Here is a 15,128-nt window from a genome sequence, read left to right on the forward strand (position 1 = left end):
TTTCAGTTACTTAGGTCTTGCCTGCTGGCAGGGCCTAAGTGGCTTGATGAAAAAACTTCACAGGCAATATGCCCCAAAAGGCTGTATACTATGCCGCTGAATTTTATGATTAGTCCCTGGAGGCCTGAATGCAACAAGACGCTGCGGTCATTACCATTGATGGACCAAGTGGCTCCGGTAAAGGTACCCTAAGCCGATTATTGGCAGAAAAACTGGGGTGGCACTTTCTGGACAGTGGTGCTATCTATCGGGTATTGGCGCTTGCTGCCATTCACCATCAAATCGATCCCGAAGACGAAGCTGCGGTCCAACCGCTGGCGGCACATCTTGATGTGCAATTTAGCATCGATGACGATGGTGAGGTAAGAATCATCCTGGAAGGTGAAAATGTCAGTTCAACCATCCGTACCGAGGAAGTTGGTGCTGTGGCTTCAAAAGTAGCGGCTTTGCCACGTGTGCGTGAAGCCTTGCTGCGCCGTCAACGGGCATTCAAAGAGGCCCCCGGCCTGGTTGCCGATGGCCGGGATATGGGCACAGTGGTCTTCCCTCAGGCCCAGGTTAAAATATTTTTAACGGCAAGTGCCGAGGTTCGGGCGGAACGACGCTTTTTGCAGTTGAAAAATAAGGGTTTCGATGTTAAAATCGGCGACCTTTTGAACGATATCCAGGCAAGAGACGAGCGCGATACCAACAGAGCCACTGCGCCTTTGGTGGCAGCAGCCGATGCCTTGGTGCTGGATTCCTCGGATAAAGACATTACCCAGGTGTTGGACGAAGTCTATCAGTATGCTCAAAGCAAGCTGAAACTCGTCTGATAACTGAGTGAAAAATCCCGTGCCACGGAACCGGCCGGGACAAACTGGTAACCCCACTGCACAGGATGTAATGTGGAGCAAACATGTTGAAAACTAACCTATGACTGAAAATTTTGCACAATTATTTGAGGAAAGCCTCAAAGCCATCGAAACTCGCCCAGGCGCCATTGTTAAAGGCACTGTTGTTGCTGTTTTAAAAGACGTCGTTATGGTCGATGCAGGCCTGAAGTCTGAAGCTGCCATCCCAGTTGAGCAGTTCAAGAACAACAGCGGTGAGCTGGAAGTCAATGTCGGTGATATCATCGATGTGGCTCTGGATGCCATTGAAGACGGCTTCGGTGAAACTCTGCTGTCGCGTGAAAAAGCCAAGCGTCATGAGTCCTGGCTGCGTCTGGAAAAAGCCTGTGAAGACAAAGAAACTGTACACGGTATGATCACCGGTAAAGTGAAAGGTGGCTTCACGGTTGAAGTGGATGGTATTCGTGCATTCCTGCCTGGTTCTCTGGTTGATGTCCGTCCAGTACGTGACACCCTGCACCTGGAGAACAAAGAGCTAGAATTCAAAGTAATCAAGCTGGATCAGAAGCGCAACAACGTGGTGGTTTCACGTCGTGCCGTGATCGAGTCTGAGAACAGCGCAGAGCGCGAGCAACTGCTGGAAAACCTGGAAGAGGGCATGGAAGTTAAGGGTATCGTTAAGAACCTGACTGACTACGGTGCTTTCGTAGATCTGGGCGGCGTTGACGGCCTGCTGCACATCACCGATATGGCCTGGAAGCGCGTGAAGCATCCAAGCGAAATCGTCAATGTTGGCGATGAAATCCCGGTGAAAGTATTGAAATTCGACCGTGAGAAGCAACGTGTTTCTCTGGGCCTGAAGCAAATGGGTGAAGATCCGTGGGCGGCTATCGCTTCACGTTACCCAGAAGGCGCCAAAATCACTGGTCGCGTCACCAACCTGACAGATTACGGCTGCTTCGTTGAAATCGAAGAAGGCGTTGAAGGTCTGGTACACGTGTCTGAAATGGATTGGACCAACAAGAACATCCACCCATCCAAGGTTGTTAACCTGGGTGACTCTGTGGAAGTGATGGTACTGGAAATCGACGAAGAGCGTCGTCGTATTTCTCTGGGCCTGAAACAGTGCAAGCCAAACCCATGGGAAGAGTTTGCTAAAGGCTTCAACAAGAACGATCGCGTCAGCGGTAAGATCAAGTCCATCACGGACTTCGGTATCTTCATCGGTCTGGACGGTGGTATCGACGGCCTGGTTCATTTGTCTGACATTTCCTGGAATGCGACTGGCGAAGAAGCCGTTCGTGAATTCAAGAAAGGCGACGAAGTGCATGCTGTGGTCCTGCAAGTTGACCCAGAGCGCGAGCGTATCTCTTTAGGTATCAAGCAGCTGGATGACGATCCATTCAATAACTACCTTGCTGACAACAAGAAAGGTGCTATTGTTAAAGGTGAAGTGACTGCTGTTGACGCCAAAGGCGCAACCGTTGCACTGGAAGGTGGCGTTGAAGGCTACATCCGTGTATCAGACATCGCTCGTGAGCGCATCGAAGATGCAACCTCAGCTCTGAAAGTTGGAGAAGAAGTTGAAGCGCGCCTGATGGGTGTGGATCGCAAGAACCGTGTGATCAGCCTGTCTATCCGTGCGAAAGACGAAGCGGAAGAAAAAGAAGCTCTGGATAGCATCAATAAGCAGGAAGAATCTGACTTTGGTGCCAATGCCATGGCGGAAGCCTTTAAAGCTGCTCAAAAAGATCAGTAATTAGGCTGCGACTGTGGGCTGGCTGTATGGTCAGCCCACATTATGACCGTTAGGAGTTAGTATGACGAAATCTGAATTGATTGAGAAAATGGCAACGGATTTTCCTCATATCCAGGTCAAGGATATGGAGTCATCGGTCAAAGAAATTTTAGAGCAAATGGCGCAGTCATTGTCTGTCAATGAGCGCATTGAAATTCGTGGTTTTGGCAGCTTTTCGCTGCATTACCGTGCCCCTCGCATTGGCCGCAACCCAAAAACGGGTGAGCGTGTCGACCTGGACGGTAAATACGTACCACACTTTAAACCAGGCAAAGAGTTGCGTGATCGGGTAAAAGACAACATCCGTTAATGCGTTTTGCTGCAAAGCCCTCGTTCTACGGAGTGAACCTTGGTTAATCTGCTTTATGTCCTTGTCATCGCTTTGGTGCTGGTGACAGGCTTTTTATTTGGTGCAGCAAACCAGCAGCATGTCGAATTGGATCTGTTGTTCGTTCAATACCAACTGCGACTGGTCGATGTTGCCGTCTCTTTTTTAATTCTGGGTTTGGTCAGCGGTATCGTGCTGATGCTGTTGTTTCGTTTAGGCCGCCGCTTTAAAAAGCGAAAGCAGCCCTCATCCTCGACGTCTTAATCCATGCTGGAGCTTCTGTTTCTGTTACTGCCTGTCGCCGCTGCCTATGGCTGGTTTATGGGGCGAAACAGTGTCAAACATCAGGAACTGAAAGACCGCACCAACATCACCAAAAACTTATCCTCTGGCCTTAATTTTCTGCTGACTGATCAGGAAGATAAAGCGATTGAGCAATTGCTGCATTTGTTGGATATTGAAGCAGCCACCATTGATACCTACCTGGCACTGGCCAATTTATTTCGCCGGCGGGGTGACTGGGACAAAGCCATCCGCATTCATGAAAAACTGCATCAACTGAAACTGCCAAAATCTCAGGCCCGGCAGATCCAGTTTGAGCTTGCTAAGGATTACCAATCGGCAGGCCTGTACGATCGGGCAGAAAAACTATTGGTGCCGCTGGTTCGGCAAGAGCCGTTGCAAGAAGCTTCGTTAAAGCACTTGATTGCCCTTTACATCAGCACCCATGAATGGGGCAAAGCTTTGCAGTTAACGGATGCGGTTGCTGCAACAAGCTCAAACAGCTTACGGCTGGCGTTGGCCAACATCGGCTGCGAGCAATTAAAGCAAGAAGAGGAAGACCGAGCCAGTCAGGCGCTGCAAAGCCTGGCTGAGCAATACCCCAAAGCAATACGGCCCAGATTCGAGCTGGCAGAGCTGTTGCTTGCCAATCAGCAGCCGAAACAAGCATTTGCCTTATACAAATCCATTTTGCATGACAAGCCGCAGTGGGCAGCCGATATTCTACCATTGGCGAAACGCTGTCAGGTATCGGATGAAGACTGGTACTCCTTGTTGTCGCAATTGAGCCATAAGCACAACAACATCAGTGCCCACATCGAGTTAGCGGGCTGGCTGTTGCAGCATGGGTCGGACAAAGCGGCTGAGCAATTGCTACTCGATAAGCTGCAACAACAACCAAATATTCGCCTGTTCCGCACCTTACTTGAGCAGCGTAAACAAAGCACAGCTCAAGGCGCGGATGCGCTGGAGTCGGTGACTGAGCTGGTCGCCAATTATCTGGATAAAAAAGTTTTGTACAGCTGCCGCAATTGTGGTTTTAAAACCCGGCAGCACTACTGGTTGTGCCCATCCTGCCAGCATTGGGAGACGGTGGAACCAATCAGTGGCATTGATGGTCGTTAAGGAGTTGCCATGTCTGCTACCCACCCGGTGGTGGTTGCGCTGGATTTTGACCAGCAGCAAGCCGCTTTAAACTTTGTCAGCCAATTGGATCCGGGCTTATGCCGCCTGAAAGTTGGCAAAGAGATGTTTACCCATTTTGGCCCGGATTTTGTCAAACGCCTGCACCAGCAGGGCTTTGATGTGTTTCTGGACTTAAAATTTCACGACATACCCAATACCGTGGCAAAAGCCGTTGCGGCGGCGGCGGATCTTGGTGTCTGGATGGTCAATGTTCATGCCAGTGGTGGCCGCCGCATGATGGAAGCCGCAGTGAACAGCCTGGAAGGCTTTGGTGCCGATAAACCTTTGTTGATTGGCGTCACCGTGCTGACCAGCATGGCACAAAGTGATTTACTTGAGCTTGGTATCCAGCAAACACCGGAGCAGCAGGTGCAACGGCTGGCGTCCCTGGCGCACAGCAGCGGTCTGGATGGTGTGGTGTGCTCGGCGCATGAAGCCGCTATGTTAAAGCAGCAATTGGGGCAGGGATTCAAACTGGTTACACCGGGGATCCGTCCTGCTGGCAGCAGCCAGGACGATCAGCGCCGAATCATGACACCGGCGCAGGCCAATGCCGCCGGCGTCGATTACATGGTGATTGGCCGTCCTATTACCAAAGCCACCGATCCGGCTGCGGCACTAGAGGCTATACTGAATGAGCTAAGTTGAACACAGGGGAGGGTGCCTTAACGCGTGGAAGCCATTAATCTGACGATTCTGGTGATCGGTGCGCTCTTTTTAATCAGCATCGTCGCTACCCTTATTTCGGCCCGTATTGGGGCTCCTATCCTGTTGGTTTTCCTGATCATCGGCATGCTGGCCGGTGAACAGGGCCTGCTTGGCATCACCTTTAATAACCCGCAAGTTGCCTTTCTGATTGGCTCGATTGCTCTGGTCATTATTTTGTTTGATGGCGGCATGCGAACCCATCCCGAGCGTTTTCGGGTTGCTCTGGCGCCAGCCGCCATGCTGGCAACACTGGGCGTTGTGGTTACTTGCACCATTACCGGTCTCGCCGCTGCCTGGTTGCTGGGCTTGCACTGGCTGCAGGGCTTGCTGCTAGGCGCCATTCTTAGCTCCACCGATGCTGCGGCAGTTTTTTCCATTTTCCAGTCGCGTGGCATACGGATCAAAGAGCGGGTCGCTTCAACGCTGGAAATCGAGTCTGGCAGCAATGATCCGATGGCGGTGATGCTGACAGTCACCCTGGTTGGGGTTCTGGCTGAGTACACTGCGCTTGATTGGTCGGTGCTGATCGTCTTTTTAAAACAGGCCATTATCGGTGGTGCCATTGGCTATGGAGCAGGGCGCCTGTTTGTGTTTTTATGCCGCAAACTGCCACTCAGTTTTGCCTTTTTCCCATTGCTGGCCGTCGCTTGCTGCATCTCGGTTTTTGCCCTGACCACGCAATTTGAAGGCAGTGGTTTTTTGGCGGTGTATTTGATGGGGTATCTGGTTGGCAATGCGCGCTTGCCCCAGGTGCTCTATATTTTGCGGGTGCATGATGGCCTGGCCTGGCTCAGTCAGATTGTGATGTTCCTGATGCTGGGCTTGTTGGTGGTGCCCAGTCAGCTGTTGGAACATTTGCTACCAGCCTTGGCGATTGCTGCAGTGCTGATCTTCATCGCCCGGCCGCTGGCGGTATTCCTAAGCCTTATTCCCTTTCACTTTCCGGCTAAAGATCAGCTGTTTATCAGCTGGGTAGGGCTGCGTGGTGCTGTGCCCATCATTCTGGCGCTTTTTCCCTGGCTGGCGGGCGTGCCGGATGAGCATCTGTACTTCAACGTTGCTTTTGTCATTGTGATTGTCTCGCTGGTGTTTCAGGGCTGGACCATTTCACCGGTGGCCCGTTGGCTAAAACTGGAGGTACCGAAAGAGTCCGGCCCGGATCAGACCATGCCGCTTGATGCCATTGCTAGCAATGAGGTAATTGAAGTCATCGCTTTTGACTTAACCGCGGACTCACCGATGCTGGATAAGTGCTGGCATGACTTTACGGTTCCACAATCTGCTGATTTTCTTGGAGTTATTCGCCATGGCGAGTGGCTACAAAGCCGTGAAGAGCCGGTGTTTCAATGTGGTGACAGTGTGTTGGTGCTGTGCCGGTTAAAAGATGTTTCGGCCATCAGTGCTGTGCTGGCCAGTGCGCCAACTAAAGGATCATTGACGGACAGTGACTTCTTTGGTGATTTCGTCCTGAACGGCGATATTACACTGGATGAGTTGGATGCGTTTTACAGCATTAGTTTGCCTGAGCACGAAAGCCGCATCACATTGGCGGATTACATCACCGAGCGTTTCCATCGCCGGGTTGTGGTTGGCGATCAGGTTAAGCTGGATTCACTGATCTTAACGGTGCGTCAAATGACGGATGACGGCAAGGTCAAGCAAGTTGGTATCAAGCCTGGCGACTCTTGAATCCTAGATGGATTGCAGGGCTGAGAACTCAATGCTGTACAACAGGATTTCAAAATCACCGCTCGTTCTGTCAGCCAGCATAATGCTGAGCTGGTCAATATCGGCAAAACGCAGAGGCGGTAAGCCTCGCACAGGTCGTCCGCGAAAGCGTCCTTCAAAATCTGCCGGGCGAAATTCGTAATGACGATTGGATTGCTGGCTATCAAATTCAGCGACGTAAGCGACCCCCGTGGGGATAAAAGGCGTTTTTAACCGCAATTGATAGCGGCGACCATCGGCTGCCAATTGCAGCAAAATACGTTGATAATTCAGCGGTGCTAAAGGCTCCGCTAAATTAAAGCGCACCGAAGCAAAGCCACCATTATTGGCCAGCGATAGCTGGCCACTGAAACGCAGTGCAGCATCATCGTCCAATGGCTGAACAGCGCCGCTGGAACGTCCGCCCATCACAGTATCGTGCACCAGCTGGACGTGCTGAAAGTCTTTGGCAAAGCTCAATTGAACAGTGCCAGGCATATTTTGATGTTCGGGCATAGAAACTCTGTTTGCATGAGCGACAAAGCACAGCAATGAAGTGCATAAACAACAGATTCGAAGCAAGGTTGCCATAGCAAGGCCTCGTTGTCGTTTTAACTTAAATCCCAATCGATTTATGATCAATACGAAGCTAAGCGTGATTTGGCTCAATGAGTTCAGAAGCAGCCAAATGTGCTAAGGAATTGGCTGAGATAGACATGAATGCAATATCTCATAATGTATATTATGTTAAATCAAATGCCTGAGTCAGATAAGCTAACAACCCAAATACCCTCCGCTCGTTCATCACGCCTTTCAATCAAAGCCATGTGCAGTTTCAACTAGCCGTGACTCTGTGAACAGATGCGCCTGCATCAGTTCATATGGCGATAATTCCGTGTAACTTTTTCAAGCGCTTTACTCAATCAAGCTCCTGCCTCCAGCGGTGCAATTTTGCACGTAGGGTCTCGATTTCTTTGAGTTTCTTATGTAGCTTCTTTCGTGAGAACGCATACATTATCGCGAAGTAAGCGGTTGTCATGCCGTAAGCACTCAAAATAAACCGCGGGGATGCGCCGCTAAGTATATCCGCGTAATACAAATAAAATGTACCTAGCAGGAGTACGAGATAGACCGGCATGAATTTTTCAAGCATAAATTTGCGAATTTTGAGTTTCTTTAAGTGTTGATTTACATAGGCTTTGGGTGATTGGTATGCATTTTCGTTCTTGAATTGAACGCCAGCCCAAATACCAATTAAGGTAATGAGCAAAAGAACGCTCATGGCGATGAGACTGATATAAAAATAGGTTGAGCGCTCTGGCATGCTGGTCCAAATCCAAGCCAGTACAATAAATACGGCTGCAAAAGCCACAGAGGTGAATAGGTTGGCAAAAATAAGCTTTCGCTGTTGACGTTTAATTTCAGCATGCGCTTTGTTTTTCAAGTACTCTAAATCAACGTTTGCCGCTTCATCCTGATTTTTCCAATCACTTTTAAATTGCTCAAAGGGGTCCATAGTGAACCTCCATTAGTTTCGTAATACGTTTTTTAACACGGTTAATTTTTACACCGACCAAATTAATAGTCATGCCGAGAATATCTGCTATTTCTTGGTAAGAAAGGTCTTCTAATACCAGTGAGATCAATATTCGATCTGTGTCGCTTAGCTGTTGTATACAGGTGTGCATTTGCATGAGCCGCTGTTCCTTTTGTTCATAACTTGGTGTTTCTGAAATTACTGGAAGCTCAGCAAGTACTGAATCATCTTGCATTTTAGGCTCTTTTGCGGCTTTTGTTGCAAACTTAATGGCAGTATTCACAGCGATACGGTACACATAGGTTGAAACACTTGATTCTTTCCGAAACTGATTGAGGGACATCCATATCCCCATCAAAATTTCTTGATATAAGTCAGAAACCTCTCTTTTGTCATGCAAATACGCATAGCAAATTCGATACAAGCGTCCCCTATTGGCTTGAATAACTTGGTCAAAAAGCCTTTCTTGTTCTTTTTTGCTCATGATTTTCTATTGGTTCTGCTTACTCAGGAAGGTACGCATTTTCTCGATCATCCATTCTGGCTTGTCATACATAATGAAGTGTCCTGAGTTTTCTGCAATTTTGAGCTGGAGGTCCGATACTTGCTGGTACTGACCTGAATATATTTGTTCCATACGTTCAAGTGTATACGCGGGAAATTGCGGATTTTCCTGATATGCCCCCATTACTAACACGGGAACTTGAATGTTGCCCACTTCATTTTGCAGGTCGATGCCCATCATTTCAGTCACGACCCATGCTTCGGTTCTAAGATCCGAGTCTAGGGCCCATTTCGCAAGCATTTCCCATTTTGCCTGATCTGCCGTCATGGTTCGAGCCATCATCAATCGTCCAGCATACTCGTCTTCTTCATCCATTTCTAAGAATGAGTTCAAGTATTGTTGCGCAGATGCTTCATTAAAGCCGGTTTGTGCTTGGGGATTCCAAGCGGCGGCTAAGAAAGGAAGTGCGTCTACGACAATGATTTTTTCTATTGCAGGGTGCGAATCTGCAGCAATCCATAAGCTGAGAAAGCCACCCATACTGTGGCCGATGAGTGTCACATCAGATAATTTGTTGTACTCGATATACCCCACAATACCTTGTTTAAACGCTGTTAAATAGCGCTCCTCGTTCATTATTGCTGGAACACCAGCAAACCCGGGCATGGTGAATACATGGGTTTGATAATCGGAAAGTGCAGCAACGGTTTCATTCCAGACTTCACCACTGCTAATCAAGCCGGGAATAAGGATGATCGGTTTACCGCTGCCGCTCACTTCGACTTTAAATTCTATTTTGGATTCTGCTGCACAGGCGAACGAAGCACTGGCAAGTAGTAAAAGCAACACTAGAAAGATAGGATAGATGTATAAAATGCTATTTTTCATAATTACTAACCTCTGTGATTTGATGAAATTGTCACTACAGTTAGTACCGAGATGCAAAATTTCTTACACCTGCCGAAAAAATATTTTAGGGGGCGAATCGGCCGCCAACTCTTTAGGAGCTGTTGTTGCTCCGTTGCTGCGGCATGGTATCGTCCCAAAAAAACAAATGAGAGGCGATAGATGACTGGTTGGATTTGCAGGGTCGAACGGCGGCATTACCGTAAAGTAGCCGAGATAGAAATAGCTAACTGCAGCCAGCAAAACACCCAACCATCACGGCATCTTGCAGGCAACAATAAACACAACCAGCTTTCTCTTAAGCTAATTGCTATCTACTCATACAACCGATGCCGTCCCTCGGCGCGCATTTGTTCCAGTACTTGCCTAAACAACTCTTTTTGCCCGGCGTAGCGCCCGGTGCGGGAAATGGCAATATGGGCTTCAAAGTTGGGTTGGTAGTCTTGCGGCGCAAGGATAAGGGTGTGTTGAAAGCGTGGATTGCTGGCAATTCTGCCTAAAGTTATGTGCTCAGGGCCTACTAGCACATCGGTTTCCTGAAACAGCAGCATCGCCAGCCCATCATCCAGGTTGTCTGCGTTTAGCAGCTGATAGCCGGCAGCTGCATAGCGCTCCTGCAGATTGGCAGAATAGATGCGGCCATCCACAAAGGTAAGACGCAGATTGTCATTTTGTTCAATCGGGTTGTCTTTATGAATAAACCAACTCTCTGGTCTTGCGGCATCGTAAGGCAGCAAATAAAACAACTCATTGCGCTCAGCAGTAAATAGCAAGCCTGCTACAATATCGACCTGGCCGCGCTGTAGCTGCTGCAAACAACGGGGAATGGGTGTTGGCACTGTGTACTCCAGCGTCATGCCAACCCGGGCGGCAAAGTCTTTCATTAAATCAACTTCAGGCCCGCTGGGTGCTTTGTCGGACTCGTATTGCACCCGATTGGGTAAATGGCCTAAGCACCAAATCAAAGTTGCATTGGCGGCCACACTCCCTGTAGGTAGCAGTATAAAAGCAAGTGCAGTAAGAACGCGTCCAGTACTCAGCACAATCCATCCAATTGCAACGCAACGCCTAAGCATCAGTATAGCCTAATGCATAACTCTGACCCTGATCAATAACCATTTAGCGGATTGCTCTATAATTTAGTCAGATAAATGAAGGAGTCTGTTGTGCCTAATCTGTCTAGTAAGCAATCAACAAAAAATGAGCGACAAAAAGTAAGCTCCGGCGATACCCTGCCCGATCTGTCTCCAGCAGCCATTGCAGAGGAAAGCAGTAAAGAAAAAGTCAGTGGCGCACAAGCTTCTCTGGAGGTGGTGTTGCGTGATATTTCAGAGCGAAGTGATGCTCTGGATAATGAGCACTCCTTAGAAACCCTGAGTGCTCAACTGCATTCTATTGTTGGAGGGGCCTCACCGGATGATGTGGCCCTACTTCGAAAGGTACTGCTGCGCGAAGAGTTTGCAAAAACGGCTCAGCTGGATAGCCTTTCCGATGAAGCCCTTAAGCCAAATTGGCAAGAAAGCCCCTACCCCTACCAAAACCGCTTACGTCGCAAAAGCTATGAAAAGCAAAAGTACAACCTGCAAGTTGAGCTGCTTAAGCTGCAGCACTTTGTCAAAGAAACCGGTGCCCGGGTGGTGATTCTGTTCGAAGGACGGGACGCAGCGGGCAAAGGTGGTACCATCAAGCGCTTTATGGAGCACCTGAACCCTCGGGGTGCACGGGTAGTGGCCTTGGATAAACCGACGTTGGCAGAAAAGGGGCAATGGTACTTTCAGCGCTATGTGCAGCACTTGCCAACCGCTGGTGAAATTGTGTTGTTTGACCGCTCCTGGTACAACCGGGCCGGGGTTGAGCGGGTGATGAATTTTTGCAGTGACGAAGAGTACCGCGAGTTTATTCGCCAGGCACCTGATTTTGAGCGCAACCTGGTGCGCTCAGGCATTCATTTGATTAAGTTCTGGTTTTCTGTCACCAAAGAAGAACAACGGCGTCGCTTTGTCGAGCGGGAGTCCCATCCATTGAAGCAGTGGAAATTAAGTCCGGTAGATCGGGCCTCGCTGGATAAATGGGAGCAGTACACCCAAGCCAAGGAGGCAATGTTTTTGCACACTGATACGGCTGAATCTCCCTGGATAGTGGTAAAGTCGGATTGCAAAAAGCGTGCTCGCTTAAATGCGATGCGCTATGTACTCAGCCAATTCGACTACCCGAACAAAGACATTCGGCGCCTTGGTAAGCTGGACCCACTGATCGTCAGCCGGGCCGCAGCCAGCCATGGCATCAAGCGTCCTGACTAAGACCACTGCGAAACAGTTGCAATAACTCGGGGTCGGTAATGCCATTAACAATAAACTGGATGGCAATGCAGAACATCAAGAAGCCCATAATCTTGGTCATGGCATGGGTGCCATTCACCCCGAGCAAGCCATGAAGCTGGCCTGCCAGCCGTAAGGTCAGCAACACAATGCCTGCAATACCGAGGATGCCGAGAAAAATGGCCAGGTATTGCCACCAGTTGGTCGACAAGGTTGCCAGACTGATGGTCACCGCAATGGAGCCGGGACCGCTTAAGCTTGGCATGGCAAGCGGGAAAAATGAAATATCGTCTTTTTTACGGCTTTCCCGCTTTTCATCAGGTGTTAAGTCGACCATGTCCGGTGGATACAGCATGCGAAAAGCGACCCGGCCAATCAAAATGCCACCAGCGATACGTACTCCAGGCAAGGAGATGCCGAAGAAGTTCATAATCAGGCTGCCTGCCACCAAAAATGTGGTCAGAATACCAATCATGTAGAGCACACCACGCAATGCCTGCTCATTGCGGGTATTTTGATCGTACCCTTCTGTTATTGCCAGAAACAGTGGCGCCGTACTGAATGGATTCACAATCGGCAGCAAAGCTGCCACGGTAATAATGATCAGTTCAAACATCTCAGGCTCCGGCTTAACTTCAGCTGGCCCTCGTACTTATTTCTGATAACGACGCACCAGAATGACCAGCCCGATGGTCAGGATCACTGCAGGCACCAGAAAAAACAGCTCACTCATACCTAAATCCTTGTTCTATTGTTATTTGTTCTACCGATTGTATCGACTTTAGCTACTAAAGCAAGGGGGCTTTTTGTTAGAATGCCCGATAAACAAGACGTTGGGTAATCAGCATGCATTGGAAATTTTGGGGACTGGCTATCGGTTGTTGGCCGCTGCTATTGTGGCAAGGCAGGCGTGTTCGCAAGCAAGCACTGCGCTTACCCGAGGCCTGCGGTGATCGGGCTGGCACTCTTGGGCAGGGACAAAAGCTGCGTTTACTGATTTGTGGTGACTCAGCGGCAGCCGGGGTTGGTTGCACCCAGCAACAGCAAGCACTGGCAGGGCAGCTGGTTAACCGATTGGCCGGGCAAGCCGAAGTGCGCTGGCAGTTGCATGCCTCAACCGGCCTCAACAGTGCTGAGCTCTACCAGCAGCTTCAAGGTTTGCCGGCCTCGACTTTGGACTGGGTGGTGGTCTCTATCGGGGTTAATGATGTCACCGAGCTTTGCCCCTCAAGGCGCTACCGGGCACGAATGAACGCCCTGCTTCAACTGATTGAGCATCGATTCGATGGCCCCAGGGTGTTGTTGTCAGCCATTCCGCCCATGCAACATTTTGGCGCCCTGCCCGCACCGCTGAATTATTGGTTGGGATTAAAAGCCAGTGCTCTGAACCAGCAGCTGGAACAGGTGCTTGCCGACTGGCCCAAAGCCAGCTTAGTTAACGCCCCTGCTGTGCTTGAGCGCAGCATGCTGGCAGAGGATGGCTTTCACCCATCTCCCGCTGGAGCCAGTCACTGGGCCGCCCTGGTTGCCGATGCCATGGTTGTACCTGAGCCTGAATGCAAATAAGGCTGCAATAAAGCGCGCACATTGACACAGGCTTTTAATCGAGCAGCCAGCAAGTACAAGCCACCAATTTTACGGTGCAGGAAAATGGCATCGGCTGGTGGTGTATGCCAGTAGTTGTGCTGAAAACTAAGCGCCGTGCCCGCTTCACGAAGGCGCAACGCCAGATCGGATTGGCCAAAATCAAAGGGAGCATCCTGCTGCAGTGGCTCACAGGCCAGTTTCACCAATTCCAGCACCCGCAGACGTTGCTCTGACGCAATCTGCTCACTAAAAAAGCCAATGGTGGTAAGTGCTTGATCCATGCCGGATTGATCGTGCTGCAGGCTGGCTGCGAATAATTGTCGATACGCATCGCTAAAAGCCTGGATATATTCCCGACAAGCACCAAAATCCAGCAGTACCAGTTGCTCTGTTTCTTCGTTGTAGCGGTAATTAGCAAAGTTGGGGTCAGTTTGCACCAACTGAAACTCAAACAGTTCACGAAACAGCAGGCTAAAAAGTTGTGTCACCACCTTATCGCGCAAAGCTTGAGGCTGAGACTGCAGGCTTTCTACCGGCACGCCTTCAACATAGTGCATCACCAGCACACCCGGGCGGCATAAATCCATCCATGGTGTAGGTAACAAAAAATCTGGTGAATCACTAAGGGCTTGTTGAAACCGCATCATAAAAGCAGCTTCCTGCAGATAGTCGGCTTCACGGCTCAGCTGCACTTTGGCTTCATTCAGCAAGGCTTGATAATCGACGCCCTGAGGCAGCAAACCGCTGATACGCAGCAAGGTTGCCGCATTATCCACATCGCTGCTGATGCTTTGCCGAACCCCTGGATACTGCACTTTAACAGCGAGTTGTGTGCCATTATCATGCTCGGCGCGATGCACCTGACCTATTGAGGCTGCAGCCATGGGTTTGAAGGTAAAATCGGCGAAATGACGCTGCCAGTCTTCGCCAAGCTCGGCTTTAAGCACTGCTGCTAACTGTTTGGGAGGCATCGGATTGGCATTGTCGCGCAACCGGGCCAGCATATCGGCTAATTCCGTGGGCAATAAATCCCCTGCATCCATCGACAACAACTGCCCAAGCTTCATAGCCGCACCACGCATGTGTGCCAGCTGACTGGTTACGCGTTTTAGGTTGGATGGTGTTAATAGCAACTCCATCCGGCTACCGGACTCACCTTTTGCCAGGCGTTTAGCACCTTCAGCCAACATGCCACCCGCCAACTTACCGGCTAAGCTGGCGAATCCGCCCAAACGTGCCAGCCGTCCGGCTGGGACTTTACTACTGGAAGACATAACACCTCTTATTAGAGCTCTGTGATAGCTGTTGTACGGAATGGACAAGCTAGTAGCCCACTTGATCGTTTCGGTTGATCCCCTTTGAGTATCCATTTGAACATAAGTCACAATATCGTTAAAATCGATGTTTTAATACTTTAAACAGCCTTTGCCGCAG

The 15,128-nt window shown here is 49.8% G+C and carries 16 protein-coding genes; 9 read left to right on the forward strand and 7 right to left on the reverse strand.

The genetic code is table 11. From position 1 onward, the window contains the following. Positions 1-128: 128 nt before the first annotated feature. From cmk to Q3O59_RS06590, 7 genes are all read left to right on the forward strand, one after another. The gene (cmk, locus tag Q3O59_RS06560) at positions 129-815 is read left to right on the forward strand and encodes a (d)CMP kinase (RefSeq protein ID WP_305944811.1); all 687 of its coding nucleotides are present in this window, start codon (positions 129-131) and stop codon (positions 813-815) included. 100 nt (positions 816-915) lie between these two features. Then, positions 916-2,592, forward strand: a complete 1,677-nt coding sequence (gene rpsA / locus Q3O59_RS06565; RefSeq protein WP_305944812.1) for a 30S ribosomal protein S1 — start codon at positions 916-918, stop codon at positions 2,590-2,592. Positions 2,593-2,653: 61 nt separating this feature from the next. After that, a complete protein-coding gene (ihfB, locus tag Q3O59_RS06570; protein ID WP_228590252.1) occupies positions 2,654-2,941 on the forward strand; it encodes an integration host factor subunit beta in 288 nt (95 codons plus the stop codon). A 39-nt stretch (positions 2,942-2,980) separates the two neighbouring features. After that, positions 2,981-3,223, forward strand: a complete 243-nt coding sequence (locus Q3O59_RS06575; RefSeq protein WP_305944813.1) for a lipopolysaccharide assembly protein LapA domain-containing protein — start codon at positions 2,981-2,983, stop codon at positions 3,221-3,223. 3 nt (positions 3,224-3,226) lie between these two features. Further along, the gene (locus Q3O59_RS06580; protein ID WP_305944814.1) at positions 3,227-4,366 is read left to right on the forward strand and encodes a tetratricopeptide repeat protein; all 1,140 of its coding nucleotides are present in this window, start codon (positions 3,227-3,229) and stop codon (positions 4,364-4,366) included. A 9-nt stretch (positions 4,367-4,375) separates the two neighbouring features. Further along, a complete protein-coding gene (pyrF, locus tag Q3O59_RS06585) occupies positions 4,376-5,074 on the forward strand; it encodes an orotidine-5'-phosphate decarboxylase (protein ID WP_305944815.1) in 699 nt (232 codons plus the stop codon). A gap of 24 nt (positions 5,075-5,098) precedes the next feature. Then, a complete protein-coding gene (locus Q3O59_RS06590) occupies positions 5,099-6,823 on the forward strand; it encodes a potassium/proton antiporter (protein ID WP_305944816.1) in 1,725 nt (574 codons plus the stop codon). Positions 6,824-6,826: 3 nt separating this feature from the next. On the opposite strand, the gene Q3O59_RS06595 is transcribed toward Q3O59_RS06590, so the two are convergent. The 5 genes from Q3O59_RS06595 to Q3O59_RS06615 all read right to left on the reverse strand — a co-directional run bounded on the left by Q3O59_RS06595 (position 6,827) and on the right by Q3O59_RS06615 (position 10,772). Continuing rightward, positions 6,827-7,357, reverse strand: coding sequence for a CIA30 family protein (locus Q3O59_RS06595; protein ID WP_305944817.1), 531 nt, complete (start codon positions 7,355-7,357; stop codon positions 6,827-6,829). Between the two features lie 403 nt (positions 7,358-7,760). Then, complete coding sequence (locus Q3O59_RS06600) at positions 7,761-8,357, reverse strand: hypothetical protein (protein WP_305944818.1); 597 nt, start codon at positions 8,355-8,357, stop codon at positions 7,761-7,763. After that, entirely contained in the window at positions 8,344-8,862 is a 519-nt protein-coding gene (locus tag Q3O59_RS06605) for an RNA polymerase sigma factor (RefSeq protein ID WP_305944819.1), read from the reverse strand. Before Q3O59_RS06605 ends, Q3O59_RS06600 begins: the two co-directional genes overlap by 14 nt. A gap of 6 nt (positions 8,863-8,868) precedes the next feature. After that, the gene (locus Q3O59_RS06610) at positions 8,869-9,771 is read right to left on the reverse strand and encodes an alpha/beta fold hydrolase (RefSeq protein ID WP_305944820.1); all 903 of its coding nucleotides are present in this window, start codon (positions 9,769-9,771) and stop codon (positions 8,869-8,871) included. A 332-nt stretch (positions 9,772-10,103) separates the two neighbouring features. Beyond that, positions 10,104-10,772 carry a substrate-binding periplasmic protein gene (locus tag Q3O59_RS06615; RefSeq protein WP_305944821.1) on the reverse strand — a complete coding sequence of 223 codons (669 nt, stop codon included), beginning with the start codon at positions 10,770-10,772 and terminating at the stop codon, positions 10,104-10,106. 168 nt (positions 10,773-10,940) lie between these two features. Here Q3O59_RS06615 and ppk2 point away from each other — a divergent pair, with 168 nt between their 5' ends. Then, a complete protein-coding gene (gene ppk2, locus Q3O59_RS06620) occupies positions 10,941-12,089 on the forward strand; it encodes a polyphosphate kinase 2 (protein ID WP_305944822.1) in 1,149 nt (382 codons plus the stop codon). On the opposite strand, the gene Q3O59_RS06625 is transcribed toward ppk2, so the two are convergent. Next, positions 12,073-12,723 carry a MarC family NAAT transporter gene (locus Q3O59_RS06625; RefSeq protein ID WP_305944823.1) on the reverse strand — a complete coding sequence of 217 codons (651 nt, stop codon included), beginning with the start codon at positions 12,721-12,723 and terminating at the stop codon, positions 12,073-12,075. The two genes, ppk2 and Q3O59_RS06625, sit on opposite strands and share 17 nt — an antisense overlap. Positions 12,724-12,953: 230 nt before the next feature. Between Q3O59_RS06625 and Q3O59_RS06630 the strand changes: the two genes are divergently transcribed. Continuing rightward, complete coding sequence (locus tag Q3O59_RS06630; protein WP_305944824.1) at positions 12,954-13,673, forward strand: SGNH/GDSL hydrolase family protein; 720 nt, start codon at positions 12,954-12,956, stop codon at positions 13,671-13,673. Here the strand turns inward: Q3O59_RS06630 and Q3O59_RS06635 are convergent. Continuing rightward, positions 13,616-14,968 (reverse strand): ABC1 kinase family protein, encoded by a 1,353-nt coding sequence (locus Q3O59_RS06635; RefSeq protein ID WP_305944825.1) that lies wholly within the window; start codon positions 14,966-14,968, stop codon positions 13,616-13,618. The two genes, Q3O59_RS06630 and Q3O59_RS06635, sit on opposite strands and share 58 nt — an antisense overlap. Between the last annotated feature and the right edge of the window lie 160 nt (positions 14,969-15,128).

The organism is Alkalimonas delamerensis, from assembly GCF_030717955.1.
Classification (GTDB): Bacteria; Pseudomonadota; Gammaproteobacteria; order Enterobacterales; family Alteromonadaceae; genus Alkalimonas; species Alkalimonas delamerensis.

Excerpts from the sequence above, each read along its gene's own strand:
- Q3O59_RS06595 (WP_305944817.1), bottom strand. The coding sequence starts at position 7,357 with ATGCCCGAACATCAAAATATGCCTGGCACTGTTCAATTGAGCTTTGCC.
- Q3O59_RS06635 (WP_305944825.1), bottom strand. The coding sequence starts at position 14,968 with ATGTCTTCCAGTAGTAAAGTCCCAGCCGGACGGCTGGCACGTTTGGGC.
- Q3O59_RS06630 (WP_305944824.1), top strand. The coding sequence starts at position 12,954 with ATGCATTGGAAATTTTGGGGACTGGCTATCGGTTGTTGGCCGCTGCTA.
- Q3O59_RS06625 (WP_305944823.1), bottom strand. The coding sequence starts at position 12,723 with ATGTTTGAACTGATCATTATTACCGTGGCAGCTTTGCTGCCGATTGTG.
- ppk2 (WP_305944822.1), top strand. The coding sequence starts at position 10,941 with ATGAAGGAGTCTGTTGTGCCTAATCTGTCTAGTAAGCAATCAACAAAA.
- Q3O59_RS06605 (WP_305944819.1), bottom strand. The coding sequence starts at position 8,862 with ATGAGCAAAAAAGAACAAGAAAGGCTTTTTGACCAAGTTATTCAAGCC.
- Q3O59_RS06600 (WP_305944818.1), bottom strand. The coding sequence starts at position 8,357 with ATGGACCCCTTTGAGCAATTTAAAAGTGATTGGAAAAATCAGGATGAA.
- ihfB (WP_228590252.1), top strand. The coding sequence starts at position 2,654 with ATGACGAAATCTGAATTGATTGAGAAAATGGCAACGGATTTTCCTCAT.
- rpsA (WP_305944812.1), top strand. The coding sequence starts at position 916 with ATGACTGAAAATTTTGCACAATTATTTGAGGAAAGCCTCAAAGCCATC.
- Q3O59_RS06610 (WP_305944820.1), bottom strand. The coding sequence starts at position 9,771 with ATGAAAAATAGCATTTTATACATCTATCCTATCTTTCTAGTGTTGCTT.
- pyrF (WP_305944815.1), top strand. The coding sequence starts at position 4,376 with ATGTCTGCTACCCACCCGGTGGTGGTTGCGCTGGATTTTGACCAGCAG.
- cmk (WP_305944811.1), top strand. The coding sequence starts at position 129 with ATGCAACAAGACGCTGCGGTCATTACCATTGATGGACCAAGTGGCTCC.
- Q3O59_RS06580 (WP_305944814.1), top strand. The coding sequence starts at position 3,227 with ATGCTGGAGCTTCTGTTTCTGTTACTGCCTGTCGCCGCTGCCTATGGC.